Origin of the sequence: Pseudomonas huaxiensis, assembly GCF_003231275.1 — a bacterium.
In the GTDB taxonomy this organism is placed as follows: domain Bacteria; phylum Pseudomonadota; class Gammaproteobacteria; order Pseudomonadales; family Pseudomonadaceae; genus Aquipseudomonas; species Aquipseudomonas huaxiensis.
Window position 1 is genome coordinate 62,712 of the sequence record NZ_QKVL01000002.1, and the last position, 26,408, is coordinate 89,119.

17 protein-coding genes are annotated in these 26,408 nt (G+C 62.2%); 8 read left to right on the plus strand and 9 right to left on the minus strand.

The window, feature by feature from the left end; genetic code table 11:
* The first annotated feature begins 437 nt into the window (after positions 1-437).
* Entirely contained in the window at positions 438-2,096 is a 1,659-nt protein-coding gene (locus tag DM374_RS03680) for a nitrite/sulfite reductase (protein WP_095155076.1), read from the plus strand.
* A complete protein-coding gene (locus DM374_RS03685; protein ID WP_095155077.1) occupies positions 2,080-2,574 on the plus strand; it encodes a DUF934 domain-containing protein in 495 nt (164 codons plus the stop codon). The genes DM374_RS03680 and DM374_RS03685 overlap by 17 nt, the downstream gene beginning before the upstream one ends.
* Positions 2,575-2,633: 59 nt before the next feature.
* Here the strand turns inward: DM374_RS03685 and DM374_RS03690 are convergent, their stop codons facing one another.
* Both DM374_RS03690 and sohB read right to left on the minus strand, forming a co-directional pair.
* Positions 2,634-7,862: a dermonecrotic toxin domain-containing protein gene (locus DM374_RS03690; protein ID WP_110968649.1), complete on the minus strand. Its 5,229-nt coding sequence runs from the start codon at positions 7,860-7,862 to the stop codon at positions 2,634-2,636.
* A 71-nt stretch (positions 7,863-7,933) separates the two neighbouring features.
* Positions 7,934-8,950: a protease SohB gene (gene sohB / locus DM374_RS03695; protein WP_110968650.1), complete on the minus strand. Its 1,017-nt coding sequence runs from the start codon at positions 8,948-8,950 to the stop codon at positions 7,934-7,936.
* 199 nt (positions 8,951-9,149) lie between these two features.
* Here sohB and DM374_RS03700 point away from each other — a divergent pair, with 199 nt between their 5' ends.
* From DM374_RS03700 to DM374_RS03720, 5 genes are all read left to right on the plus strand, one after another.
* Positions 9,150-9,860 (plus strand): histidine phosphatase family protein, encoded by a 711-nt coding sequence (locus DM374_RS03700; protein ID WP_110968651.1) that lies wholly within the window; start codon positions 9,150-9,152, stop codon positions 9,858-9,860.
* A 56-nt stretch (positions 9,861-9,916) separates the two neighbouring features.
* Positions 9,917-10,234: an SCP2 sterol-binding domain-containing protein gene (locus DM374_RS03705; protein WP_036995189.1), complete on the plus strand. Its 318-nt coding sequence runs from the start codon at positions 9,917-9,919 to the stop codon at positions 10,232-10,234.
* Between the two features lie 193 nt (positions 10,235-10,427).
* Positions 10,428-11,495 (plus strand): phosphotransferase family protein, encoded by a 1,068-nt coding sequence (locus DM374_RS03710; RefSeq protein ID WP_110968652.1) that lies wholly within the window; start codon positions 10,428-10,430, stop codon positions 11,493-11,495.
* A 22-nt stretch (positions 11,496-11,517) separates the two neighbouring features.
* A complete protein-coding gene (locus DM374_RS03715) occupies positions 11,518-12,285 on the plus strand; it encodes an SDR family oxidoreductase (protein WP_095155082.1) in 768 nt (255 codons plus the stop codon).
* Positions 12,286-12,427: 142 nt separating this feature from the next.
* The gene (locus DM374_RS03720) at positions 12,428-13,207 is read left to right on the plus strand and encodes a TSUP family transporter (protein ID WP_110968653.1); all 780 of its coding nucleotides are present in this window, start codon (positions 12,428-12,430) and stop codon (positions 13,205-13,207) included.
* On the opposite strand, the gene nudC is transcribed toward DM374_RS03720, so the two are convergent.
* Together nudC and DM374_RS03730 are read right to left on the minus strand one after the other, a co-directional pair.
* Positions 13,175-14,005 carry an NAD(+) diphosphatase gene (gene nudC, locus DM374_RS03725; RefSeq protein ID WP_110968654.1) on the minus strand — a complete coding sequence of 277 codons (831 nt, stop codon included), beginning with the start codon at positions 14,003-14,005 and terminating at the stop codon, positions 13,175-13,177. The two genes, DM374_RS03720 and nudC, sit on opposite strands and share 33 nt — an antisense overlap.
* A gap of 31 nt (positions 14,006-14,036) precedes the next feature.
* Positions 14,037-14,849: a crotonase/enoyl-CoA hydratase family protein gene (locus tag DM374_RS03730; RefSeq protein ID WP_110968655.1), complete on the minus strand. Its 813-nt coding sequence runs from the start codon at positions 14,847-14,849 to the stop codon at positions 14,037-14,039.
* Positions 14,850-15,013: 164 nt separating this feature from the next.
* Here DM374_RS03730 and nhaB point away from each other — a divergent pair, with 164 nt between their 5' ends.
* Positions 15,014-16,516 carry a sodium/proton antiporter NhaB gene (nhaB, locus tag DM374_RS03735; protein ID WP_110968656.1) on the plus strand — a complete coding sequence of 501 codons (1,503 nt, stop codon included), beginning with the start codon at positions 15,014-15,016 and terminating at the stop codon, positions 16,514-16,516.
* Here the strand turns inward: nhaB and DM374_RS03740 are convergent.
* The 5 genes from DM374_RS03740 to DM374_RS03760 all read right to left on the minus strand — a co-directional run bounded on the left by DM374_RS03740 (position 16,473) and on the right by DM374_RS03760 (position 26,276).
* The gene (locus tag DM374_RS03740) at positions 16,473-18,977 is read right to left on the minus strand and encodes a UvrD-helicase domain-containing protein (protein ID WP_110968657.1); all 2,505 of its coding nucleotides are present in this window, start codon (positions 18,975-18,977) and stop codon (positions 16,473-16,475) included. The genes nhaB and DM374_RS03740 overlap by 44 nt on opposite strands.
* A 208-nt stretch (positions 18,978-19,185) precedes the next feature.
* Entirely contained in the window at positions 19,186-20,826 is a 1,641-nt protein-coding gene (gene pgm / locus DM374_RS03745) for a phosphoglucomutase (alpha-D-glucose-1,6-bisphosphate-dependent) (protein ID WP_110968658.1), read from the minus strand.
* Positions 20,827-20,920: 94 nt separating this feature from the next.
* A complete protein-coding gene (locus DM374_RS03750; protein ID WP_110968872.1) occupies positions 20,921-23,182 on the minus strand; it encodes an ATP-dependent DNA helicase in 2,262 nt (753 codons plus the stop codon).
* A complete protein-coding gene (locus tag DM374_RS03755; protein WP_110968873.1) occupies positions 23,179-24,828 on the minus strand; it encodes a VRR-NUC domain-containing protein in 1,650 nt (549 codons plus the stop codon). Before DM374_RS03755 ends, DM374_RS03750 begins: the two co-directional genes overlap by 4 nt.
* A 71-nt stretch (positions 24,829-24,899) precedes the next feature.
* On the minus strand, positions 24,900-26,276 hold the full coding sequence (locus DM374_RS03760; RefSeq protein WP_157969652.1) for a hypothetical protein: 1,377 nt from the start codon (positions 26,274-26,276) through the stop codon (positions 24,900-24,902).
* Positions 26,277-26,408: the final 132 nt, after the last annotated feature.

Sequence of the window (26,408 nt, forward strand, 5' to 3'; positions counted from 1 at the left end):
CATCACTGATGGCTGACCCAATACACAGCGGTCACGACAACCAGGACAATCAGGCAGAGGATTGCCCAAGCGTCGACATTGCTGTCGCTTTTGACGGCTTTGGTCGGGTTTCCCATTGCATTGCCTCTTTTATTGGTGGTTATGGGAATGCATACCCCCAGCAGTTAAGTCCAGCAATGCCCATTGCTCAAGCAGGGACTTTGACAAGTCGACGGACGCCCTGTCCGACCTTCGTTTCGTCGGTTGAAGGCATCTGCCAACCCCCTCGCAAAGACCGGTAAATGCCAGCAAATCTCACTTAGTCCAAATGGTTCTTTTCATATGCAAAAACATCACTTTTGCGCATAAATACAACCTGCTATCTTTCCCCGGCTCCGCATCCGGAGTGCGCGGCCGTGCGCGCGATTAGCTGCAAGCAGCTTGAGAACAGGACCCCTATGTACGTATACGACGAGTACGATCAGCGGATCATCGAGGACCGCGTCAAGCAGTTCCGGGATCAGACCCGCCGCTACCTGGCCGGCGAACTGAGCGAAGAAGAATTCCGCCCTCTGCGCCTGCAGAACGGCCTCTATATCCAACGTTTTGCCCCGATGTTGCGGGTTGCCGTGCCTTACGGCCAGCTGACCTCGCGTCAGACCCGCCTGCTGGCGAAGATCGCTCGCGACTATGACAAGGGCTACGCGCACATCAGCACCCGGCAGAACGTCCAGTACAACTGGCCTGCCCTGGAAGACATCCCGGACATCCTCGCCGAACTGGCCACCGTGCAGATGCACGCGATCCAGACCAGCGGCAACTGCCTGCGCAACGTCACCACCGACCAGTTCGCCGGTGTCGCTGCCGACGAGTTGATCGATCCGCGCCCATGGTGCGAGATCGTCCGTCAGTGGACGACCTTCCACCCGGAATTCGCCTACCTGCCGCGCAAGTTCAAGATCGCCATCAACGGCTCGACCAGCGACCGCGCGGCCATCGAAGTGCACGATATCGGCCTGGAGCCGGTGCACAACGAAGCCGGCGAGCTGGGCTTCCGCGTACTGGTCGGTGGCGGCCTTGGCCGTACCCCGGTAATCGGCGCCTTCATCAATGAGTTCCTGCCATGGCAGGACCTGCTGAGCTACCTGGACGCCATCCTGCGGGTTTACAACCGCTACGGCCGTCGTGACAACAAGTACAAGGCGCGGATCAAGATCCTGGTCAAGGCCCTGACGCCGGAAGTGTTTGCCGAGAAGGTCGAGGCCGAAATGGTCCACCTGCGCGGCGGCAGCAGCACCCTGACCGATGCCGAAGTGCATCGCGTTGCCAAGCACTTCGTCGATCCGGACTACAAGGCCCTGGACAACCTCGATACGCAACTGGCCGAGCTTGACCAGCAGCACCCGGGCTTCGCCCGCTGGCGCGTGCGCAACACCCTGGCGCACAAGAAGCCGGGCTATGTTGCCGTCACCCTGTCGCTCAAGCCTACCGGTGTCGCCCCTGGCGACCTGACCGACAAGCAACTGGACAAGGTCGCCGACCTCGCCGAGCGCTACAGCTTCGGCCAACTGCGTACCTCCCACGAACAAAACATCATCCTCGCCGATGTCGAGCAGAGCGAGTTGCACACGCTCTGGCTGGAACTGCGCGAGCATGGCTTCGCCACGCCGAACATTGGCCTGCTGACCGACATCATCTGCTGCCCGGGTGGTGACTTCTGCTCCCTGGCCAACGCCAAGTCGATCCCGATCGCCGAATCCATCCAGCGCCGTTTCGACGACCTGGACTACCTGTTCGACATCGGCGAACTGGACCTGAATATCTCCGGTTGCATGAACGCCTGTGGTCACCACCACGTTGGTCATATCGGTATTCTCGGCGTGGACAAGAAGGGTGAAGAGTTCTACCAGGTCTCCCTCGGTGGCAGCGCCAGCCGTGACGCCAGCCTGGGCAAGATCCTCGGCCCGTCCTTCGCCCAGGACGCCATGCCGGACGTGATCGAGAAGCTGATCAACGTCTACGTTGAGAAACGCAACGAAGACGAGCGCTTCATCGACACCTACCAGCGCATCGGCATCGACCCCTTCAAGGAGCGCGTCTATGCAGCGAATCATTAAGAACAACCAGATCGTCGACGAAACCTGGCACTTGCTGCCCAAGGACGTGACTCTGGACCAACTGAGCAACTGCGACGACTACATCGTGCCGCTGCAACTGTGGCGCGAACACGCCCACGCCCTGAAAGCCCGCGACGGCGGCCTGGGTGTGTGGCTGGACAGCGACGAAGAAGCCGAGGAAATCGGTGAAGACGTCGCGCATTTCCAGGTCATCGCCCTGAACTTCCCGGCCTTCACCGACGGGCGCAACTATTCCAATGCGCGTCTGCTGCGTGACCGCTACAAGTTCACCGGTGAGCTGCGTGCCATTGGCGACGTGCTGCGTGACCAGTTGTTCTACATGGCCCGCTGCGGCTTCGACGCCTTCGCCGTCCGCGCCGACAAAGACCCGGAAGATGCACTGCAAAGTCTCAAGGACTTCTCGGTGACCTACCAGGCAGCCACTGACGAACCGCTGCCGCTGTTCCGCCGCCGCTGATCGCTCATACAAAGGCCCCGTCACCGGGGCCTTTGTCTATCTGCACGATTCAATTGCTGCTACCCAAGAACCGGGCCGCTCGCGACGGCGTCGTCCTGCACCTTGGTAAGCCGGAAAATGCAGTCGTCTTCAGCCTGGCGCTGGGCATCGCGCACGGCATTGACAGCGACCAGATAGCGTTGGCCATTCAGCTCGATCCTGCGCAAGGCCCCTTGTGCATCCAGCAAGCTCTCACCAAGGGCGGCGCCGATCACATCCTGCACACCCTGTTCCAGTGCAGGGACCGGGTGGTGACTGATCTGCGCACAATACTCCAGGTACTCCAGCCCATCGGACCATGACGCGGTGAGGCGCTCGAATTGCTCGGCAAAGCGCCGTTTCAGATAGCGTTGCCAACTCACATCCGCGACCAACCATTGCTGACGGTTTACTGCGGTCTCATTCTCGAGCACAGCGGCTCTGATGTTTGCCACCACCCGCCTGGAAATGTTCGCCTCCTCTCGGTAGAGCATGCCCGCCGACAGTTCAGGGTAGTCCAGGCTGCGTGCCAACCCCTGACGCAGCGCCAGGCGGATCTCGATATCGTCGACGTTATCGCGCAAGAGCACGCGATCACTGATGTCATCGTGAACCGCCAGATCGGGCAGTGGCTCCTGCATGATCAATGCCCGGCGCCGAAGCACCCGGCGCTGGGCTATCAACTCACTGAGACGCCGCACTTCATGACGGCGGAACAGTTGCCGGTAGAGTTGAACCAGCCCGGTGTCCAGTTCGCTACTGTCGACAGCCTCGGCGGTTCGCCGATAAACCAGCACGGCTGTTTCCAGCTCACTGAAAGCGTCCGTGCCAGCATCGCCGCACGTGAACGGGAACCCACGGCCAATCTCGACCAGTTCCTCACGCAGCTCGTCATGCTGCGAGGTGAACTCCAGCAAGGCCCAGACCCTGTCGTTGAGACCGGCTCGGTTGATCTCGTACTCCCGGGACTCGGCCAGGCGGTCCAGCACGTCCATCAGTTCGATATTGCCTTGGCGAACGAACAGGCTATCCCACAGTTCCCGCTGTTCAGAGCTGCTCTGTTCCAGCCAGGGCAAGGCCATCTGTTGCAGTTGTCCCGATGAATGAACGGTAGATCCAGTGGCCTCAAGCCGCGCCACACTTTCGGCGTTCAGCGGGTTGTAATTGATATGTAGCCAGGCCGGGTTGACGCTGCGTGACTGCAGGACGCCCGCAAAAGATGTGTTTGCCAGCTCAGGAAGCTCGGCGATCAAGTTCGAGCTCAACTCGACCTCGCGCAGTCGGCAGTTGGGCACACTCATCAAGCGGATTAGCCCTTCGGGGAACGCGGTGATAGCACACGACTCAAGATCGAGGTGCCGCAACATCAGCATGGTGCTGACATCAGGAGCATGCCCCAGCGGATTGAACGAGAGTGATAACACACGCAACTGCGAGAATCGGGTGAAAACCCGTGCGCTAGCGGCGTCGAGAATGATTCGGTTATTACCGAGGCTCAACCGCTCAAGTGGCAATCTGGATAACACGTCCAGATCGTCGGCGCTTAAGGCCAAGCCATTGAAGCGCATGCTCAGCCGTGACAGTGAAGGCAAGCTGCACAGATCCCTCAGCGCCTGGGCGGGAAGGTTTCCGAGGCGATTACTGCTCACGTTCAGCAACTGCAGCCTGTTAAGCGGGCGCAGAGGCTCGAACAGTTTGACCGAGCTGGAAAGTTCATTACTGCTAAGGTCGAGGCTGCCAAGGCGAGCAAGACGAGCAACCGGCCCCGGGATTGCCCTCAGCTTGTTGTTGAGCAAGACCAACTCGCACACCGCCGGGAAACAGCCCAGGAAATGGTCGGGCACTTCTTCCAGCGTCATGCTCCCCATGTTCAGCAGCTTGATGTGATCGAATTGTGCTGCCAGTGCTGGAAGCCTGGACACATGCTGACCAGACAAATCGAGGCTATGAGTGCGCTCGCCGTCGCCAGCGAGGCGCCAGGCATTCTTCAACCTCTGCCCTACCCGCCACCGATAGTCACGTTCAAGTGAACTGGTCGGTTCCTGCTGCCACTCCAACAGGTGCCGCGAAAGCTGCGCGTATTCGTGCTCCAGCCTCTCGATGACACGACCCAGATGCTCCCCGCCCAGTGACAGTCGGGCCTTGAGCGCCCGTATCTGGCGGTTGCTCAAATGAGGATAGAGTTCGCTCAGACGACGCCCTGATGCTTGAGTGCTCTGCAAGCCACCCAGCGGATAGCCCAGCCGCCCGTCCGCCAGGCGCAGTGGTGAACGAAACCCTGGCCTTACCGGCTGCTGACCCAGCAGCCGCGAAACCCGCGCGCGATCGTCGATTGCCAAACGGTACAGCAACGCCCGCAATGGCGGCTGTCCGGGCAGGTCAAGTTCGCGCACAGTGCGATCGGCGCCGGGGAGCGCGGCAAGGATTGCCTCGGCCATCGAGTCGCTGTTGGCCAGCGCCTGCCCCTCCTTGTCATACACGACATAACTGTCGTGTTCGCGCACAAGGATCCTGGCAAGAGGGGCGTCCGGCTCGCCAACCTGCGCCAGCAAACGCGCGTCGGGTGCACTTGTGCGTAGCTCCAAACGGACTCCGGCGCTCCAGTTCGGCAGCTTTTCCAGCAAACGCAGAGTCAGGCGGTCACTGTCCCGAGTAGTCAGCGTTGGCCGATACAAGCCCTCAAGCGCTCGACTCAACCGAACCTGACGCTGACAGAGCCGGGCCTCTTCCGCCAACACCAGGGGAATCCGTGCATCGTCCACTTCCAGGCCGCTGGCATGCTTGAGCAGTTCCTCGGCAACCACGTCCGGCAACGACGTGAATTGCTGTTGCAGCTGCTTTACCTTTGACGAGCTGGAGGTCTGTCCCGGGTTGTACAGGTCGTTGAACAGAGCCTTTCTCCGGCGACGCCCGCGCAGGGCGATTTTGTCGCGCAACATCCGCGCCCGTGCATCGGGTGATGCGTCAGCACCAAGCAACTGTTTGATTTCGCTTTCATCAAGCTGCGCGACAATGGCCTCGGGCAGCCTGTTATGGGACAAATCACTGGCCAGGACCTTGATCGATCGACCTTGCGCCAGGAACTGCTGGCCATAGATCGTTGAGGCCGCCATCGAATCGGAACTATCGAACACCTCGATGGCCCGCTGCGGCCAACTCGGCAGCTCTATTGCCAGCTCCGCGCAGAAACTCATATCCAGCCCTGCTTGCCGCCCCGTACGCAGGTGGTCGAGCATCTGGCTGATACGGTCATCCAGACGCAGCCGGTGCAGGGTATCCTCCAGCAGAGGCGCAAGGGATGTGCTGTCCACGTACATTCCCCGCAACATATCGTCGGTGACACCGGCGATATCAGCCGCATGCGCCAACTCTACCTCCTCCAGTCCTGCTGCCAGTGGCCCCATGCGGCGCAGCAGTTGGCGGCGACTCCAGGCCAGGGGCTGCTCGCCCTTTGCGACCCAGGCACCCTGACCGTTGTGCCTGAGGTGTGGTTGATAAGCTCCGGGATTGGTGGGATGGAGGATACGCCACTGGCCGTCGGCGCCCTGGGCGACTTCGTGAGAGGTATCCCCCAGGCGCAGGTAGTGTTTGTCGGCGACCGTATAAATCCCCTGAGCGTTGCACACCTCGCCCGCCAGATCGACCTCACAGGCATAGGGCGTCAGGTCCGGTTTCCACAAGCGAATCTTGCCGTCCGGGCACCTGACCTGGGCCAGACCATCCATCAGCTCGCTGGACGTCGGCCTGGACAGTCGATGACTCGCCAGGCCCAACCCGGCCATCAGCGCGATATTCAAACCCACCGCCTCGAAAGCGGACCAAGCTTCATCCAGATCACCCGCCTCCCAGGCGTGGACACCGTCGACCATATCCGCGAGCAATTGCTCTGCTGCTACAGCCGCCATTACCACGTCCAGCCCGGGTATGAAAAAAGCAGCAGCGTTGAGCAGGTTGAAACCGATACTTTCCCAGTATGCCAGGCGGGCCTTGCGCGCCTGCTCATCGGCGTCCTTGCTGGGGACCGCCAGACGCCTGGCGTCCGCCTTGAGCTTCTCGACATGACGGTCTTGCAGGTAACCGAACAGCTCGGCATCAATGGGCTCCGCTCCCAGATAAAGATTGGCGCTGGGATCAGGCTGGCGCGTATGCACACCATTGGCCAGGCGAACCTGGCGGTACAGCGCCCCTTCGAGCCGGCCCATGACATGGGCCTCGCTGGCGCTGGGTATATACCGTCGCAGCAGTGCCTGATAGTCAGACGAACGTAGCTTCTCCCGCAGATCCCGTATCGCGGCGCTAGCCGAAGGGTATTCTTTCAACGGGCTCGACGGCGCGCCCGGCAGATAGACCAGCAGCGGCTCGGCTTTGTCACCACTACCCAAGTCACCGGCGAACAGCAGCGCCTGAGCCAGCACCGTACCGAACATCGACAATTGCCAGCAGCGTACCGGTCTGTCATTGAAAAGCGGTGCCCGCTCGCCCCGGAGCAATTCCAGCAGCATCTGCCGGGCCGCCGGGCCGATGTCCTTCTTCAGGAACGCTATCTGTGCCTGGACCCGCAACTGATCCTTGCTGGCAGTCATGGATTGCTCATGCACCATGCTCCGGGTGGCAGCAGCCTCGTACACCTGCTCCAGATGCCGCTGATACTGCCCGCCCAGATCAAGCTCGTGGCACATGCGGGCGAATCGCTTCGGCTCGACGTCCAACCGCTCGCGGTAGCGATAGCGAAAACGGGGGTACGCACCGGGGCTGCCAGGGATCAATTCCATAGTGAAGGCATCTTTGGGCGCCAGTGCGGTGCCGGCCTCGAATTCGACCTCACCGGAAAAATTCTGCAGGGCGGCCTGCATCAGGCTTTGCCGCAGCGGCACAGTCCTGAGCATGGAGCCAAGCATCTCTGGCTCGCGGGCGATCTGAACGAACTCATCCTTGTCAACGTCCACCACCACGCCCAACTCCGCACTGATACGTGCCTGGAGCAACGGCTCGGCGAATTCGCCAATACCTTTCAACTGCTTGAGCGTGGTAGCTAGCGCTTGGGCTGAGCGGCGGCGCCGAGCCTGATAGTCGAGCAGCGCCTGGCGCTCCGTTTCAGGGGCGCTGTTGAACCAGTGCCCGGGCGCCGAAGCGCCATGCTGTTCGGCCAGGTGACTGCTGCGCAGGCGCTGGAAGTCCGCGGGCGTGGAATGCTTGAACCACGCCGGCAGTCGACTCTGGATAAAGGGCGCGTGCAGATCAGGGATATCAGGGATAGGAGAGGACGTCATCGCGGGTTTTCCTAAGGCAAATGAGCACAAAGGAAAACCGCTTGAGCTGCTGTGACGGTGCTACATACTGCTTAACGCCAGCGACTGAACCTGCTCCACAGCCCGAGCAATGCATTCTCGACCGAGCCGCTGGCCGCCAGCCCAACCCGTTCCTGCAGACTTTTGCGCTCGGCATAGTGCAGGTGATACAGGTTAGAGTCACGCGCGCGCTCGCCGAGGTACTCATCACTGGTCTTGAGTTCATCGACCAGTTGCTTGTTCAGCGCCGCCACGCCCAGCCAGACTTCGCCGGTGGCGACATCATCGATGTGCAACTGCGGGCGATAACGCGACACGAAATCCTTGAACAACTGATGGGTGACGTCCAGGTCTTCCTGGAATTTCTCCCGCCCTTTCTCGGTGTTCTCGCCGAACACCGTCAGGGTGCGTTTGTACTCGCCGGCGGTGAGTACTTCGAAGTCGATATCGTGCTTCTTCAGCAGGCGGTTGACGTTGGGCAACTGCGCCACCACGCCGATGGAGCCCAGAATGGCGAATGGCGCACTGACGATGCGCTCGCCAATACAGGCCATCATGTAGCCGCCGCTGGCCGCGACCTTGTCGATACACACCGTGAGCGGCACGCCGGCCTGACGAATACGCGCCAACTGGGAGGCGGCCAGGCCGTAGCTGTGGACCATGCCGCCGCCGCTTTCAAGGCGCAGCACCACTTCGTCACGCGGCGTTGCCAGCGTCAGCAGGGCAGTGATTTCGTGGCGCAGGCTGTCGGTGGCCGAAGCCTTGATGTCGCCGTCAAAGTCCAGGACAAACACCCGCGGCTTGTCTTCCGGGGCTTTCTTCTGCTTCTTCAGCTCCTTGGCCTGCTGCTTGCGCAGGGCCTTGAGCTCGCTCTTTTCCAACAGGCCCGACTCCAGGCGCTCACGCAAGTCCTTGTAGAACTCATTGAGCCGAGTAACCTGCAAATGCCCGCCGGCCTTGCGCCGTCCCTTGCCGCGAAGACCGGCGATAGCCGACAACACAACCAGAACCGCGATCACCAGGGTGGCGGTCTTGGCGAGAAAGCTTGCGTACTCTGCAAGAAACTCCACGATAACTCCTTAGCTGACCTGCGCCGCGAGGGCGCGAAAACGATAGTGAAGCATACCGACGCCGACAGGCCGTCGCCAGCGTAGGAAATTTCCAGCAACGCAGTTCAAACGCCCTTTTCAAACGCTTGTATGTTTTTTCGTTGACAGCCTGCCGGTGGCAACCTAACCTCGCCAAATCCAACTTACCCAGGCATACGACGTGGGCAACATCTACCTGATTCGACATGGCCAGGCCTCATTCGGTGCAGATGATTACGACGTGCTGTCCCCGGTCGGCACACGCCAGAGCAAAGTGCTCGGCGCTCACATGGCCGAGCTCGGGCTGAGCCTGGATCGCTGCCTGGCCGGCGACCTGCGCCGCCAACAAGACACCGCGAGCCTGGCGATGGCCAGCATGCAAGCAGACGGCGCCCTGGTGCCAACGCTTGAAACCGATGCCGCTTTCAACGAGTTCGACGCCGACGCGGTGATCCGCGCGCTGCTCCCCGGCCTTCTTCCGGATGAGCCCGAAGCCCTGCATGTACTGCGCAACGCCCGCGATAACCGGGCCGAGTTCCAGCGCCTGTTCGCCCTGATCGTGCAGCGCTGGCATGGCGGACAACACGACAGCGACGGCCTGGAAAGCTGGGCCGGTTTCGTCCAGCGCACCGGCGAAGGTTTGCAGCGAGTGCTGGAGCAGGCCGCCAGCGGCGACAACATCGCGATCTTCACCTCCGGTGGCACCATTGCCGCCCTGCTTCACCGCGTCACCGGTATCAGCCCCAGCCAGGCTTTCGAGCTGAACTGGCAGATCATCAACACCTCGCTCAGCCAACTGAAGTTCCGTGGCAGCGAAGTGACCCTGGCCTCCTTCAACAGCCAAGCCCACGTGCGGCTATTGAGGGTGCCGGAACTCGTCACCTACCGATGAATTCCGGCTCACCGCGACCCCCTGCGTCGCTGAAATCACTTAATAAGGAAAACACCATGAGCGATGTCGCCAAAGCCGTTGAAGCCATGAAAGCCAAATTCAACCCGGCTGCCGCTGCCGGCCTGGACCTGGTCTTCGGCTTCAACATCACCGATGAAGACAAGCACTACGCCCTGATCGTCAAGGATGGCACCTGCGAAATCCAGGAAGGCGAGAACGCCGACGCCAACTGCACTCTGGTGCTGGACAGCGAAACCCTGAAAGGCATCGTCAGCGGCGAAACCGACGGCATGCAGGCCTTCATGGGCGGCAAGCTGCGCGTTGAAGGCGACATGATGCTGTCGATGAAGCTCAGCGAGCTGTTCCCGGCCTAAGCGTCACGCCCATGGCGAAAAAGAACCGAAGCCCTCACCCGCTTCGGTTTTTTTTCGCCCGCGAATCAGACGACATCAGGTGCGTTGATCGACCGGCAACACCCACGCCAATAAGGCGCGGCGGCACTTGGCAGTCATCCGCGCGAGAATTAGATTAGCCAATGTTCCATGGCTACCAAAATAAGGGAAAAGCATGACGCTCACCGACCAGTCCACCCAGGTCCGCCCCGGCGAAGAACTCGATCCCGCCCTGATCGATCCGTACCTGCAGGCGAACATCCCCGGCCTCAGCGGTGTTCCGACCATCAGCCAGTTCCCCGGCGGCGCCTCCAACCTGACCTATTTGGTGACCTACCCGGAGCGCGAATTCGTGCTGCGCCGGCCGCCCTTTGGCCACAAGGCCAAATCGGCCCACGACATGGGTCGCGAGTTCCGCATCCTCAACCAGCTCAACGCCGGCTTCCCGTACTGCCCCAAGGCCTACGTACACTGCACCGATGAATCGCTGATCGGTGGCGAGTTCTACGTGATGGAGCGGGTCAAGGGCATCATCCTGCGCTCCGACCTGCCGCCGGAACTGGGCCTCGACGCTCAGCGCACCGAAGCGCTGTGCAAAAGCTTCATCGACCGCCTGGTGGAACTGCACCAGGTCGATTACCACGCCTGCGGCCTGGCCGATCTGGGCAAGCCGGAAGGCTACGTGCAGCGCCAGATCGAAGGCTGGAACACCCGCTACGAAAAGGCCCTGACCCCCGACGCGCCGCGCTGGGAAGCCGTGATCGCCTGGTTGCGCGAGAAGATGCCGGCGGACCATAACCGCCCGGGCATCATTCATAACGACTACCGCTTCGACAACGTCATCCTCGACGCAGAAAACCCGATGCGCATCATTGGTGTGCTGGACTGGGAAATGACCACCATCGGCGACCCGCTGATGGACCTGGGCAACACCCTCGCGTACTGGATCGAAGCCGATGACCCGGCACCGGTGCAACTGATGCGCCGCCAACCGAGCAATGCCCCGGGCATGCTCACCCGCCGCCAGTTCGTCGACTACTACGCCGAACGCGCGGGCATCGAAATCACCAACTTCGACTTCTACTACACCTATGGCCTGTTCCGCCTGGCCGGGATCGTCCAGCAGATCTACTACCGCTTCTACCACGGCCAGACCCAGGACAAACGCTTCGCCCAGTTCATCCACATGAACACGCTGCTGGAACACATGAGCCTGCAGGTCATCAAAGCGTCCAGCCTCTGACAACTACAACAAGGAACCGCCCATGTCCAAGACCCAACTGTTCGACCTCGACGGCAAGATCGCCTTCGTCTCCGGCGCCAGCCGCGGCATCGGCGAGGCCATCGCCCACCTGCTGGCCCAGCAGGGCGCCCATGTGATCGTCTCCAGCCGCAAACTGGACGGCTGCCAGCATGTGGCTGACGCCATCATCGCCGCCGGCGGCAAAGCCACTGCCGTTGCCTGCCACATTGGCGAGATGGAGCAGATCGGCGCTGTGTTTGCCGGTATTCGCGAGCAGTTCGGTCGCCTGGACATCCTGGTCAACAATGCCGCTACCAACCCGCAGTTCTGCAACGTGCTGGACACTGACCTCAGCGCCTTCCAGAAAACCGTGGACGTGAATATCCGCGGCTACTTCTTCATGTCGGTGGAAGCCGGCAAGCTGATGCGCGAGAACGGCGGCGGCAGCATCATCAACGTCGCCTCGATCAACGGCGTCTCGCCGGGCGTGTTCCAGGGCATCTACTCGGTGACCAAGGCCGCCGTGATCAACATGACCAAGGTCTTCGCCAAGGAATGCGCACCGTTCGGCATTCGCTGCAACGCCCTGCTGCCGGGCCTGACCGACACCAAGTTCGCCTCGGCGCTGGTGAAGAACGAGGCCATCCTCAATACCGCGCTGCAACAGATCCCGCTCAAGCGCGTGGCCGATCCGAAAGAGATGGCGGGCGCGGTGCTGTATCTGGCCAGCGATGCGTCGAGCTACACCACGGGTGTGGCGTTGAATGTGGACGGTGGGTTCCTGTCCTGATTCTTGGGCCTCATCGCTGGCTTGGTACCCCGACATGCCTGCGATGAGGCCCTCAACCCAACACAAAACCTGACGACAGCGGTAACATACAGCCCTTCCGGCGAGCCCATTCCCGCCAGCCCCTGTCGCTCAAGAAATTCCCATGCCTTTCGAACTCAGCGTTGACCTCACCACCCTCGCCATTCTCGCCGCCGTAGCCTTCGTTGCCGGTTTCATCGATGCCATCGCCGGCGGGGGCGGCCTGCTGACCACGCCCGCCCTGCTCACCGCTGGCATGCCGCCGCACCTGGTCCTGGGCACCAACAAACTCAGTTCCACGTTCGGCTCGGCCACCGCCGGCTTCACTTACTACCGGCGCAAGCTGTTCCATCCGGCGCAATGGAAGCATGCCTTGGTGGGCACCCTGGTCGGTGCACTGATCGGCGCGGTCATCGCCCACTACTTGCCAGCAGAATGGCTGAACAAGATGCTGCCGGTGGTGGTCTTCGCCTGCGGCGTTTATCTGCTGTTCGGCGGCACACCGAAGGCGCCACTGGACGCCGATGCCCCCATCAAGAAGAAATGGCAGTTCCCGCAGGGCTTCACCCTCGGTTTCTATGACGGCGTCGCGGGCCCCGGTACCGGCGCCTTCTGGACCGTCAGCACGCTGCTGATCTACCCCATCGACCTGGTCAAGGCCAGCGGCGTGGCGCGCAGCATGAACTTCGTCAGCAACGCGGCGGCGCTGTCGGTGTTCATCTTCTCGGGTCAGGTGGATTGGCTGGTGGGGCTGTCGATGGGCTCGGCGTTGATGGTCGGCGCCTTCTTCGGTGCCCGAACCGCCATCAGCGGCGGTTCGAAGTTCATTCGCCCGGTGTTCATCACTGTGGTGCTGGCGCTGACCGTGCGCCTAGCGTGGCAGCACTGGTTCGGCCAGGCCTAAGCGCCGCGCCACATAGAGGTCGATCAGGTAGCGGGCGATGGAGCGCCCGGCCGGCAGTGGCGGCAGCGCATCGATGCGGAACCACTGGGCGTCCTCGATCTCGTCCGGCTGCATGACAATCTCGCCACCTGCGTACTCGGCATGGAAGCCCAACATCATCGAGTGCGGGAACGGCCAGCACTGGCTGCCGACGTACTGGATGTTCTGCACCTCGATCGCCACTTCCTCGCGCACCTCGCGCACCAGACAATCCTCCGCCGACTCGCCCGGCTCGGCAAAGCCGGCCAGGGTGCTGTAGACGCCGGTGACGAAGCGCGGCGAACGCGCCAGGAGGATTTCGTCGCCACGGGTGACAAGCACGATCATGCTCGGAGAAATCCGCGGGTAGCTGCGCAGGTCACAGGGCTGGCAGTACATCGCCCGCTCCAGCGGCACCTGGGTCATGGTCTGACCGCAACTGCCGCAGAAGCGGTGCTCGCGGGCCCAGGTGGAAATCTGCGCGGCATAGCCAAGGATCTTGTAGGTATCGAAGTCGCCGTCCAGCATGAACTGACGCAGCCCCTGCCAGCCGCACCCGGGCAACGCCTGGGTGCCGTGCAACTCGATCAGGTAGACCGGCTGGCCATCGTAATGACCAATGCCGTGTTCGAAGCGGATATCCAGCTCCTGGCGTTTGAGCCAGTCGCGGGGGAACAGCGCGCCGTTGGCGTCCAGCATGAATCCTTCGGCGCTGCGCACGACCGCCAGGCCGCCATTGAGAGTCGTATCCAGTACCGCTGTGGTCCAACGCGCTGACATGTTCCCTTTCCTTAGCGGGTCGCCGCCCTGCTCAGTCGGCGAACTCCGGCTTCTGTTTGCTCATGTGGGCGGCCACGGCTACCCGCAGGTCGGTGGATTGCAGCATGGCGGCGTTCCAGGTGGCGATGTACTCGAGCCCGTCGTCGATCCGGTGATCGCGCATGTAGCTGAGCATCTCCTTGGTGCCGGCCACGGCAATCGGGGATTTTCCCGCAATTTCCGTGGCAATGGCAAAGACTCCGTCAAGCAGGCTGCCGTGATCGTCGAACGTACGGTTGACCAGGCCGATGCGCAACGCCTCTTCGGCGTCGATGGTGCGCCCGGTGTAGGCCAGTTCGCGCACCAGGCCATCGCTGATGATCCGCGGCAAACGTTGCAGGGTACCGACGTCGGCGGCCATGCCCATGTCGATTTCCTTGATCGAGAACTGGGCATCGCTGGCGGCATAGCGCATGTCACAGGCGGCGATCAGGTCGATGGCGCCGCCGATGCAGTAGCCCTGGATCGCCGCCAGCACCGGCTTGCGACAGTTGTCGACGGCGTTGAAGGAGGCTTGCATCTGCAGGATCTTGCGGCGCAACAGACGGGCGTTGCGGCCGACGTCCTTGCCCAGCTCGTTGGCCACCGAGGCCAGCAGCATCAGGTCGATACCCGAAGAAAAGTGCTTGCCGGCGCCGCTGATAACCACCACACGCACCGCATCGGTCTCATCGATCCACTGAAAGATGTCGACGATCTCGCTCCAGAACGCGGCGTTCATGGCGTTGATCTTTTCCGGACGGTTGATCTGGACGTGGGCGATGTTGTTCGACAGCTCGACCTTGAACGCGGTGTAGTCGGTCACGGCGACGCTCCTTGAGCAGCAGAGTAGGAAAGAGAAGCAGGAAAGCTCGGACTATATCCCAACCGCCAGGCCGCACTTGTGCCAAAAGCGGGACTTCATACCTTGATCTTGCAAAGCGCTTGCGGCACCGTGCGCAGGTCTTTGAATTATCAGGAAACATCTTCATGCCCCGCTCCCTTGCCGGCGCCCTGGCCCGCAACTTCCTCGGCCAATCGCCGCGCTGGTACAAGGCCACCCTCTGCCTGTTCCTGCTGCTCAATCCGCTACTGCTGTTCACCCTCGGCCCGGTGATCACCGGCTGGGTTCTGGTGGTGCAGTTCATCTTCACCCTGGGCATGGCGCTCAAATGCTACCCGCTGATGCCCGGCGGCCTGCTGCTGGTCGAAGCCCTGTTGCTGGGGATGACCACCCCACAGGCGTTGTACGAAGAACTGCAGCACAACTTCCCGGTGATCCTGCTGCTGATGTTCATGGTGGCGGGGATCTTCTTCATGAAGGACCTGTTGCTGTTCGCATTCTCACGTATTTTGTTAGGAATAAAGTCCAAGCCACTGTTGGCACTGACTTTTTGTTTTCTCTCTGCTTTCCTGTCCGCCTTCCTTGATGCACTGACCGTGACCGCCGTGATCATCAGCGCCGCCGTCGGTTTTTACGCCGTGTATCACCGCGTGACCTCCGGCAGTAACCCGCGAGGCGATGCGCAGATCGATAGTGATCAGCAGATTCCCGAACTGGCCCGCGAAGACCTGCAGCAGTTCCGCGCTTTCCTGCGCAGCCTGTTGATGCATGGTGCTGTGGGCACCGCGCTGGGTGGCGTGTGTACGCTGGTGGGCGAGCCGCAGAACCTGTTGATCGGCCATGAGCTGGGCTGGCATTTCCAGGACTTCTTCTTCAAGGTCGCGCCGGTGTCTCTACCGGTGCTGGTGGCGGGCCTGGTGACCTGCGTGCTGCTGGAGAAGCTGCGCTGGTTCGGCTACGGCACCCTGCTGCCGGACCGCGTGCGCCAGGTGCTCGCCGCCTACGCCGCCGAAGACGATGCCCAACGCACCGCCCAGCAACGCGCCGCCCTGCTGGTGCAGGGGATTGCCGCGCTGATCCTGATCGTCTGCCTGGGGCTGCACATTGCCGAAGTGGGCCTGATCGGCCTGCTGGTGATCGTGCTGATCACCTCGTTCACCGGTATCACCGACGAGCACCGCCTGGGCCGGGCGTTCCAGGACGCCATGCCGTTCACCTCGCTGCTGGTGGTGTTCTTCGCCGTGGTCGCGGTGATTCATCAGCAGGCGCTGTTCACACCGCTGATCCAGGCGGTGCTGGCGCTGCCGGCGGAGCAGCAGCCGGGCATGCTGTTCATCGCCAACGGCCTGCTCTCGGCCATCAGCGACAACGTGTTCGTCGCCACCATCTACATCACCGAGGTCAAGCAGGCGTTCCTCGACGGCGCCATGAGCCGCGAGCACTTCGAGACCCTGGCCGTGGCGATCAACACTGGCACCAACCTGCCCAGCGTGGCCACGCCGAACGGCCAAGCAGCGTTCCTGTTCCTGCTGACCTCGGCGATTGCGCCGCTGATCCGGCTGTCTTACGGACGGATGGTATGGATGGCGCTGCCCTATACCGTTGTCATGGGCGGATTGGGCTGGTGGGCTGTGACCTACTGGTTGTGACCCGCAAATCCTCGAAGAACGCCTTCTTCCCATCCACCTGCACCGAAGCCCGGGGCAGGTTCGCCTGCTCCCCGTTAGGCACTTCCACATGCCAGTAGCAGTGGCGCACCGCCCGGGTAATCGCGACATAGGCCAGCCGCAGTATCTCTTCCTTCTGCGCCGTATCGAAGGCTTCCGGGTCACCCGAACGGCCCAGCCCCGCCAGCCGGTAGACCTGATTCTTGTACGGCGAGCGGGTCACATACTGGCAATCCCCGAGCATGAACACCGCATCCGCCTGCAGGCCCTTGGCGCTGTGATAGGTCAATTGGCGCAGCCGGCGCTGCCCTGGCGGCAAGCTAGAATCCACATTAACTACAGATTGAATATGCTCTGAAATCAATGATTTATCAGAACCTTTTCGAAACAGGATCATGATCGAATCGCCGCGCCGGTAGTGCTCCATCACCTGCTGCGCCAGCGCCGACTCGTCCCGCTCCTGTACGTGCACCGGCCAACGCTCTTCAGCCGCTGCCCCCACCGCCTTGGCCTTTTTGCCGGTAATCGACGGCGCGGACTTCACGATATGCTCGGCGGCATCGATGATGTGCTGGTGGCTACGGTAGTTGTCGGTGAGCATGACCCGGGTACTGGAAGGCGCGACGAAGGTCTTGGCGAACTCCATGAAGTACTTCGGCGAGCTGCCCCGCCAGCCATAGATCGACTGCCAGTCATCGCCCACGCAAAGCAGCGAGGAATGCTGTGCCCTGCGCCCGACCTGCATGGCCGGGCCACGGCGGCGGATCTCCCGCAGGCTGGCCCGCAGCCAGGACACAATCTGCGGCGAGACATCCTGAAATTCGTCGATCATCAGGTGCGCTAGCGGCCGCAATAGCGGGTCGGGCAACAAGCGCAAGTTCTCCGGGTTGTTCTCGCCGAACAGGGCGAACATGCGGTTATAGGTCATCACCGGTGGCGACTGCCCCAACAGATGTTCCTCCAGCGCTTTCCAATACAGGCTCAAGGCCTCGAAGAACTGCGCATCGCTGTCGCCCTGCGGGAAGCTCATGCCGCTCACGGCGACAGCGACATCCAACCCCAGATTTTCGATAAAGCCCGCCGCCGTGACGAAAGCATCCAGCAGCGGCACCGCGGCCAGCTCGCCCTTGACCTTGTAATCGAAGCCGGGACCAGCCACCGCATCGCCCGCCAGGGACGCGGTCAAGCGCTTGGCAGCAGCATAATTTTCCAGCCAGATCACAGGCTTATCGCAGAAAGCTTGAAACAGGGTGCGCTTGATCACCCACTCAGCCCAGACCGGCAGCTTGGCGCTCGGGCGCTTGTACTGCTGGTTTTCCCCCGGATCGAAACCCAGCACCACCCAGGCGTCCAGCTCGGCGATATGGCCATGGAAATGGAAACGGCTGCCGTTGATTTCGACCGTCTCACGGCTCGGCTCGATGCCTTTGATGGGCCAGGCACCGGCGCCAAACCACAGGTCTTCGATGGTGTCGCACAGTTCTTCATCGCGACTGGCGGAGAGCTGGGTTACCGCCATGCGTTTCTGCACGTCGGGATGGTCTTTTTCCAGCGACTTCAGTTGCACCGCCTCGCGACGCAGCCCGCCGATCAACGCGGCAAAACGCGGATTGGCCCGCAGCAGGTCGCGGTAACACAGGTTGAGTTGCTGACGCTGGGCGTCGTTGATGCGCAGGTCGAAGGGGTTGCTCTCGGCGTCGGCTTCGGCGCCGGCGGGCAGTTCGCTGCCGAGGGTTTCGAAGGCACGCACCTGGCTGAATCCCGGCAGGCTGCGCACCAGCGGCAGGATCCGCGAGTGGAAGGTGCGCACCAGCTCCCGCGCCTGCGCCGGGTTCAACGCCACCTGCCAGAGGCTGAACACCTGCAGCAAGCGGGCAATGAAGTCCTTGCGCGACTCGCGGGTGAACGTCACCACGGTCATGGCGTCCAGCTCGTAGCCCAGGTAATGACGCAGCAGCAGGATGCGCAGCACCAGGGATGTGGACTTGCCCGCCCCCGCGCCGGCGATGACACAGGTGGAAGGCGTGTCGCTGAAGATCATCTTCCACTGCGCGGCGCTGGGTTGGGCGTGCTCCGGCAGATGCCGGGTGACATCGGCCTTGAAGCGCTTCTTCAGCTCGGCGGTGAGCGGCAGGCGCCAGTCGTCGAACAGGCTGTCGTCCAGGCCGGGAATACCATGGCTGTCGGGGCGGGTGTCACGGATCACCAACACCTGACGACCGGCTTCGTAGCCATCGACACGCCCCTGGTCGTAACCCTCACGCAAGCCATCGGCGTGGCCAGTGCGCTGACCGCTGGCGTGGCCCTGGAACCAGGAATCCCGATGTTGCGCCCGCAGGCGGTTGAGGCCACGGCCGAGCAGGCGCGCGGTGAAGCGCCGGATCCACGGCAACTGGGCGGGAGGGGTCAATTCGAGGGGTTGCGGGGGAAGCTTGTCTGACACACCGGCTCCGGCAGGAAATCACATAAGCCGGAAGTTTTACCCCATTCAGGCGCAATGGGACAGAACTGATTGTCTGGAAAATCAGGGGATTAGCAGGGGGACTTGAGAAAAGCCATTGCGCTGGGCGCCATCGCTGGCAAGCCAGCCCCCACAGGGTGGACTGTGATGTTCACACAACCTGTGGGAGCCGGCTTGCCGGCGATCAGTGTCAGGAAATCGCCTTGTCCACCAGTTCCTGCGCCTCGCTCACCAGACGCTGCAGGTGCGCATCGTCGATAAAGCTTTCGGCGTAGATCTTGTAGATGTCCTCGGTGCCCGACGGCCGCGCGGCGAACCAGCCATTGGCGGTCATTACTTTCAGGCCGCCGATGGCCTGGTCGTTGCCCGGCGCATGGCTGAGGATCTGCTGGATCGGCTCGCCCGCCAGTTCCGTGGACTTGACCTGCTCCGGCGCCAGCTTGCCCAGCAGGGCCTTCTGTTGCGGGTTGGCCTTGGCTTCGACGCGGGTGGCGAACGGCTCGCCCAGTTCGGCGGTCAGTTCGGCATAAGCCTGGCTCGGGTCGCGGCCGGTACGGGCGGTAATTTCGGCCGCCAGCAGTGCCGGGATCAGGCCGTCCTTGTCGGTGGTCCAGACGCTGCCGTCCTTGCGCAGGAACGACGCACCCGCGCTCTCCTCGCCACCGAAGCCCAGCGAGCCGTCGAACAGCCCGTCGGCGAAGAACTTGAAGCCCACCGGCACTTCGTACAGACGACGGCCCAGACGTGCGGTAACCCGGTCGATCAGGCCGCTGCTGACCACGGTCTTGCCCACCGCGGCGTCCACACGCCACTGCGGACGGTTCTGGAACAGGTAGTCGATGGCCACGGCCAGGTAGTTGTTCGGCGCCAGCAGGCCACCGGTCGGGGTGACGATGCCGTGGCGGTCGTGGTCCGGGTCACAGGCGAATGCGACGTCGAAACGGTCACGCAGGCCAATCAAGCCTTGCATGGCGTATGGCGAGGATGGGTCCATGCGGATCTGGCCGTCCCAGTCCACCGACATGAAGCGGAAGGTCGGATCGACCTCGGCGTTGACCACTTCCAGGTTGAGCTTGTAGTGCTCGGCAATGGCCGACCAGTAGCGCACGCCCGCGCCGCCCAGCGGATCGACGCCCAGGCGCAGGTTGGCGCCGCGAATGGCATCGAAATCGATGACGTTGACCAGATCGGCGACGTAGCTGCCGACATAGTCATGGCGATGGGTGGTGGCCGCCTTCAGTGCCTGCTCGTAAGGCAGACGCTTGACGCCCTTGAGGCCGTCGGCCAGCAGTTCGTTGGCCTTGGCCTCGACCCACTTGGTGACATGGCTGTCGGCCGGACCGCCATTGGGCGGGTTGTACTTGAAGCCGCCACTCTGCGGCGGGTTGTGCGACGGCGTTATGACGATGCCGTCGGCGAGGCCGGCGGTGCGGCCACGGTTGTAGCAGATGATCGCGTGGGATACGGCCGGGGTCGGGGTGTACTCGTCATCCTTCGACAGCATCACTTCGACGCCATTGGCCGCAAGCACTTCCAGCGCACTGGCCAGGGCTGGGGTCGACAGCGCGTGGGTGTCAGCGCCGATGAACAGCGGGCCATCTATGCCCTGAGCCTGGCGGTACAGGCAGATTGCCTGGCTGATAGCCAGCACATGGTTCTCGTTGAAACTCAGGTCAAAGGAACTGCCGCGGTGGCCGGAGGTGCCGAAGGCGACCCGCTGGGTGGCCACGCCAACATCGGGCTGGCCAGTGTAGTAAGCGGTCAACAGACGCGGGATATCGACCAGTACGGAAGCGGGAGCCAACTTGCCAGCCAGAGGACTGAGCTTCATGCAAAACCTCAAGAAAAGAGTTTCAGGGTGATGAAATCACGCAGTTTACTGGCACTTCGACTACAAGGCGACGATGAAGATCCACGGCACCTGACTATTTATCCTGAGGTGCCCACCAGGCCGGAAACATCCGTTGCACGCGGGCTTCAGCGAAACGGTCATCGATCAGCAGAACAGTGCCACGGTCCTCGGTGCCACGGATGACTCGCCCCGCCGCCTGGATCACCTTGCGCACGCCGGGGTAGAGATAGGTGTAGTCAAAGCCGGAACTGAACAATGCCGCCATGCGCTCCTTGAGCTGTTCATTCACCGGATTGACCTGAGGCAGCCCGAGGGTGGCGATGAATGCGCCGATCAAGCGGGTTCCCGGCAGGTCCACGCCCTCGGCGAAAGCGCCGCCGAGCACCGCAAAACCAATGCCGTGGCCGTTTTCGACAAAGCGATCGAGAAAACCCTGACGCTGCTCTTCATCCATGCCCGAAGACTGCGACCACTGCTCGATGCCCGGATAACGCTCGGCCAGCAGCGCCGACACTTGCTGGAGGTATTCAAAACTGCTGAAGAACGCCAGGTAGTTGCCCGGCTGATCGCGAAACTGGCTGGCTATCAGTTCAACGATGGGCGCCAGGGAAGCCCGGCGGTGCTGATAGCGGGTGGAGACATTGCTGACGATACGCACTTGCAACTGCTCGGCCACGAAAGGCGATTCGACCTCCAGCCAGGCCGTGTCGGTGGGGATGCCCAGCAGGTCGGCGTAGAAATGCCGTGGACTGAGCGTGGCGGAAAACAGCACGGCGCTGCGCGCGGCGGCGAAACGCGGGGCCAGCAGCGGCGCCGGCACTACGTTGCGCAGACACAGGGTCGAAAGGCTGCGGCGCCCTGCCCCGTTGCGCTTGCTGATATCGAACAGGAAGTGCTCGTCGAACACCTCGCTCAAACGCAGGAATTGCAGAGCCTGGAAGAAAAACTGCAACAGCGCCGGGTCCACCGCCTGGGGCGTGCGGTTCATCAATTCCTGGACCAGGCCGACGCAGCGCAGCAACGCCTTGAGAAACGCCGTCGGCAGCTCGTTGCCCGCCTGATACGGCGCCACCTGTTCCTTGTGCAGGCGGTTCCATTCGCGGTTGAGGCTCTGCAAGGCGCTGACCATGCCCGCCGGCGGTTCGCGTCGCAAGGCCTGCAACTGGCCCTGGTCGAGGCTGGCGCTGTACATCTGCCGCGCCCGCTCCACCAGGTTGTGCGCCTCGTCCACTGCCAGCGCCAGACGCCATTGATCGGTCTGGGCAAGGCCGAACAGCAACGCACTCTGGTCGAAGTAGTAGTTGTAGTCCGCCACCAGCAGATCGACCCAGCGCGCCAGTTCCTGGGCGAGGTAGTACGGACAGACCTGATGAGCCAGGGCCAGTTCGCGGACCTGGGCTTTGTCCAGCAGCGGCAGGCGCATCGCCGCCTCGCGGGCGACTGGCAGGCGATCATAAAAGCCTTTGGCCAATGGACAGGCGTCGCCGTGGCAGGCGGTACCGGGGTATTCGCAGGCTTTGTCGCGAGCGACCAGCTCCAGGCTACGCAGGGCCAGTTCCGGATCGGTCGTCATTACCTGACGCAGCGCATCCAGTGCCAGCGCGCGGCCCGGAGTCTTGGCGGTGAGAAAGAGGATCTTGTCCAGCGACTGGCGGGGCATGGCCTTGAGCAACGGAAACAGCGTGCCGAGGGTTTTGCCGATGCCGGTGGTGGCTTGAGCCATCAGACAGCGGCCGGTGCTGACCGCCTTGTACACGGTCTCGGCCAGCTCACGTTGCCCCTTGCGAAACAACGGCCAGGGAAAACCCAACGCCTGCAGCCCGGCATCGCGCAGCGCCAGGCGCCGGCTCTGCTCCTCGGCCCACTGCACGAAGCGTCCGCATAGCTGTTGGAAATAGGCTTCAAGTTCGGCGGCGCTGGTGGTGCATTCGAAACGGGTTTCCTGGTCGCTGTCGACATCCAGGTAGACCAGCGCCAGGTTGATCGTTGCCAGGTTGCGCTGCTGGCACATCAGCCAGCCATAGACCCGCGCCTGCGCCCAATGCAATTGCCGGTGGTTATCCGGCTGGGTGTTCAGGTCACCGCGATGGGTCTTGATCTCTTCCAGGCAATTGCGGCCCGGCGCATAGCCGTCGGCACGACCACGGACTTCAAGGCTGCCGAACATCCCGTCCAGAGCAACCTCGGCCTCGTAGTCGCTGCCGCGCCGCCCAACCACCCGGCGATGCCCGGCCACCCCTTCCTGCGCGGTTGGTGACGGGGTAAACCGCAGGTCCAGATCACCGACCTTGGCGGTGAACTCGCACAAGGTGCGCACCGCCACCCGATAGCTCACGGGCTTACCCATTCGACGTGGCAGACATCTACCGGCAGTCCGTGGGTGGAGCAGAATTCGATCCAGCGCAGTTGGTTGTCCTGCAGGCGGTCGCCGGGGCCTTTTACCTCGATCATCCGGTAACGCTTCTCTTCGGGCCAGAACTGGATCAGGTCGGGCATGCCGGCGCGATTGGCCTGGATATCCTCGAGCAAACGCAGGAAACAGTGCTTCAAATGCACAGGCGGCAGGCACACCAGTGCTTGCTCCAACAAGGCATGGGTCAGCAAGTCCCAGTATACGAATGGCGATTGCAGACCGTGCTTGGCGGCATAGTTGTCGAGAATGGTCTGGCGATAGCGCCCATCGTCCAGCTGTCCGAGACACTCGGCAAACCGCTCTGCACGGCGGGCGTGGAAACCAGCATCGAGCAAGTCCTGGGGACCACTCTGGAACGGATGAAAGAAGGCGCCGGGTAGCGGCTCGAAAATCGCGGTCCAGCAAAGTAAGCCGAACAGACTGTTGAACAGGGTGTTCTCGACATAGTGAACCGGCGCCGCCTCGGTCTGTTCCAGGTGAGCCCGCACTGCCCCCTCCACACCCAGTGTCGACAGATCCTGAGGCAGGCACAGGTCCAGGCGACGGATCGCGCGCGGCTTGCGCCGTGACTGTGGCGGACCACCGAGCTTGCGCTTGAGCCGCGGCAAGATCCGGGTCAGGGCCTGGGCCTCGGCGGCATTCCCCGGCTGCTCCGCAGCCAGGAGCGCCAATTCGAGTGCTGCGGGGTAATCGCCGCTGCGCTCGAGAACACGGATATGCCGCTCTCGCGCCTGCGGGTGTGCGCAGTTGGGATAGATCCTCAACGCCCGCGACCAGTCACCCAGGCGCTCGCAGTGGTAGGCAAGCTGGTATTGAACGCGGGCCCGGCGACGCTCAAGCCACGGGTTGGCCGTGCTCAGCGTGGCTAGCTTGCCCAGCAGCAGGTCGATGTCCGGTTGGCTTTCCAGTTGTTCGGAACAGGCATGCAGTGCCAGGCACAACTCGATATCGGCGCGCTCGCGCAAGGCCCGGGAGTCGCTGCTGAAACTCACCTGCTCATAGCGCAGAACGCCCAGGTCGGCGAGGACGAACTCAGACCAGTCCTGATAGAGATTTCCGAAAAACATCAGTCGCAGACGGTCACAGATCGCCTGCTGGCGCAGCACATAAATGACCTCGTCGCAGCCCGGCCACCACTGCCGTAACGGCCGCGGCTCGGGGAACAGACCGTGCAATTGCTCGAACAACTCGTGCTTGGCGGCCCTCGGCCGGCTCAGGACCGAGGCGAAGCAGGTACTGATTTCCTCCTTGAGCAACACCTCGAACAGTGCGTCCAGTCCCAAGGGCGCGTCATCCTCAACCCAGCCCAGCGCCAGCAAGGGTTGCAACGCCTGACGTGGCGAACCTATCTCGGCATAGACCAGCCGGCGCTCACGAAACAGCACGCCCTTGCGCATCACCATACGCACAAACAGCGCCTGGCTTGCCTGAGGCAACTGCGCGAAGCTCTCGATAAACGCGTGTTCGTCGGCGTCCAGCAAATCGGCATAACGCGCGCGCAACCAGTCCAGCACTTGCCGGAAGTTGTGCAGGTAGTAGAGCGGTTCGTTGACGGAATGGGCGATCACGAGCGGTACAACCAACAAAAAACGGACACTGGTTATACATACAGACCAATACTATTGGCAACCGCACAAGATCAATGGTCGAGCGCGATCGGGCTCGCCTCGATCAGCGCATCGCGCCGGTATAGTGCCTGCAGGGCGGACATGGGCAAACCACTGGTGCCGGTCAGCCACTGCACGACCGACTCCGGCGACGGCTGCCCCTTCAGGACCTTGTGCAGGTAAGGCAGCGCCACCGCCATCCCGGGATGACAACGTCGCAGAAACTCTTCCAATCCCCTGCCTTGGCTGACGATGGGCGCGAACAACAGGCAGACCAGTTGCGCCTCGCTGACACCAAATGCCTGCGAGGCAAAATCTCCCGCCAGACGTCGCACCTGTTGCAGGTCTTCGGACTTCTGCCAAGGCCCGAGCAATTGCTCGCGCAGGGTTATCGGCAATTGCTCGCGCTGCATGCCCTCTTCCGCACGCTGCAGGCACTCTTCAAGACCGTCCTGGTAACAACGCCCGCCGACGAACTCGCCGCGCAAGCCGTGCAGGTGCGCTCGCAAAAGCGGATTGCCGGGCTCCGTAACGGGAAAGGCAAACGACCACTCATCATGCCGGTAGCGCAACAGATCGAGCAAAAGCCGCCCTTGGCCACAGGACGGGTCGTGAACCAGATCATCCACCGCAACGAAACGCGGCATACGGCCGCGAGGCTCGGGCGCCACAGGTTTCTCCCCGACTGCGTCTGCACAGGCAGGCATCCGGTACTCCTGGCGCACAGCGCTTGCCAGCTCGAACAGCGCCCGTGGGAAGGCTTCGACCGGTCGCACACGTGGCAGGCCAACCTCACGCATCATCCGCAACGCACCGGCGACAAAGCGCTTGCGCCGCGGGCCCGGGTCTCCGTTGACCAACACATCGACCCCACCATTCCAGGCAGCACCGAGGCGATGCAGGTCGGCCAGGTCGAGATAATGTCGATGCGTCAGCGCCAAATGTGGATGGCCTGCCGTCAGATGACCTGCCATCAGTATCGCGTAGCGGTCCGCCTGTTGCTGGGCTCGGGAAATCGCCTGACGGGCATCGAAGGGACGTACCTGGCCGTCGTCGACCATCAGCAGCTCGACCCGGGGGTCGTCATGCACCACCAGCGCAGCGAAAGCCCGTTCGACGTTTCTCAGCACGACGGCAGGCATGTCGGTATGCCGCGCAGTGGCCACCCGCAGGGTGAAAGTGCCGGGAGAGCGCGCCGCCAGGCTCAGTTGGGCGGCCCTGAGGAAGGCCAGCGTGTGAGTGCTGTCCTGACTGCCGGTGTGCACCATCATGACCTTTAACCCATGGATGCACTCCTGGCCTCCGGCAATCACCATTAGTCGCTGGATCAACAACTGCAACGACGCGCGCTGGCCCTGGCTCAGGCTTTCGAGCAGCCGCTGCAGGACTTGTTGATAGACAAATTGCATGGCTTGATCATGAATCGCGCCCATAGTATTTCCCTGATATTTATTGCAACTAATGAAAACCAGAAACACACCCGAAAAGATGCTTCAACAAGGAACTTTCTTTCTCTTCGGATTCAATTTTTAATTCCAATG

Excerpts from the sequence above, each read along its gene's own strand:
- DM374_RS03680 (WP_095155076.1), top strand. The coding sequence starts at position 438 with ATGTACGTATACGACGAGTACGATCAGCGGATCATCGAGGACCGCGTC.
- DM374_RS03685 (WP_095155077.1), top strand. The coding sequence starts at position 2,080 with ATGCAGCGAATCATTAAGAACAACCAGATCGTCGACGAAACCTGGCAC.
- DM374_RS03690 (WP_110968649.1), bottom strand. The coding sequence starts at position 7,862 with ATGACGTCCTCTCCTATCCCTGATATCCCTGATCTGCACGCGCCCTTT.
- DM374_RS03705 (WP_036995189.1), top strand. The coding sequence starts at position 9,917 with ATGAGCGATGTCGCCAAAGCCGTTGAAGCCATGAAAGCCAAATTCAAC.
- DM374_RS03710 (WP_110968652.1), top strand. The coding sequence starts at position 10,428 with ATGACGCTCACCGACCAGTCCACCCAGGTCCGCCCCGGCGAAGAACTC.
- DM374_RS03715 (WP_095155082.1), top strand. The coding sequence starts at position 11,518 with ATGTCCAAGACCCAACTGTTCGACCTCGACGGCAAGATCGCCTTCGTC.
- DM374_RS03720 (WP_110968653.1), top strand. The coding sequence starts at position 12,428 with ATGCCTTTCGAACTCAGCGTTGACCTCACCACCCTCGCCATTCTCGCC.
- nudC (WP_110968654.1), bottom strand. The coding sequence starts at position 14,005 with ATGTCAGCGCGTTGGACCACAGCGGTACTGGATACGACTCTCAATGGC.
- nhaB (WP_110968656.1), top strand. The coding sequence starts at position 15,014 with ATGCCCCGCTCCCTTGCCGGCGCCCTGGCCCGCAACTTCCTCGGCCAA.
- pgm (WP_110968658.1), bottom strand. The coding sequence starts at position 20,826 with ATGAAGCTCAGTCCTCTGGCTGGCAAGTTGGCTCCCGCTTCCGTACTG.
- DM374_RS03760 (WP_157969652.1), bottom strand. The coding sequence starts at position 26,276 with ATGCAATTTGTCTATCAACAAGTCCTGCAGCGGCTGCTCGAAAGCCTG.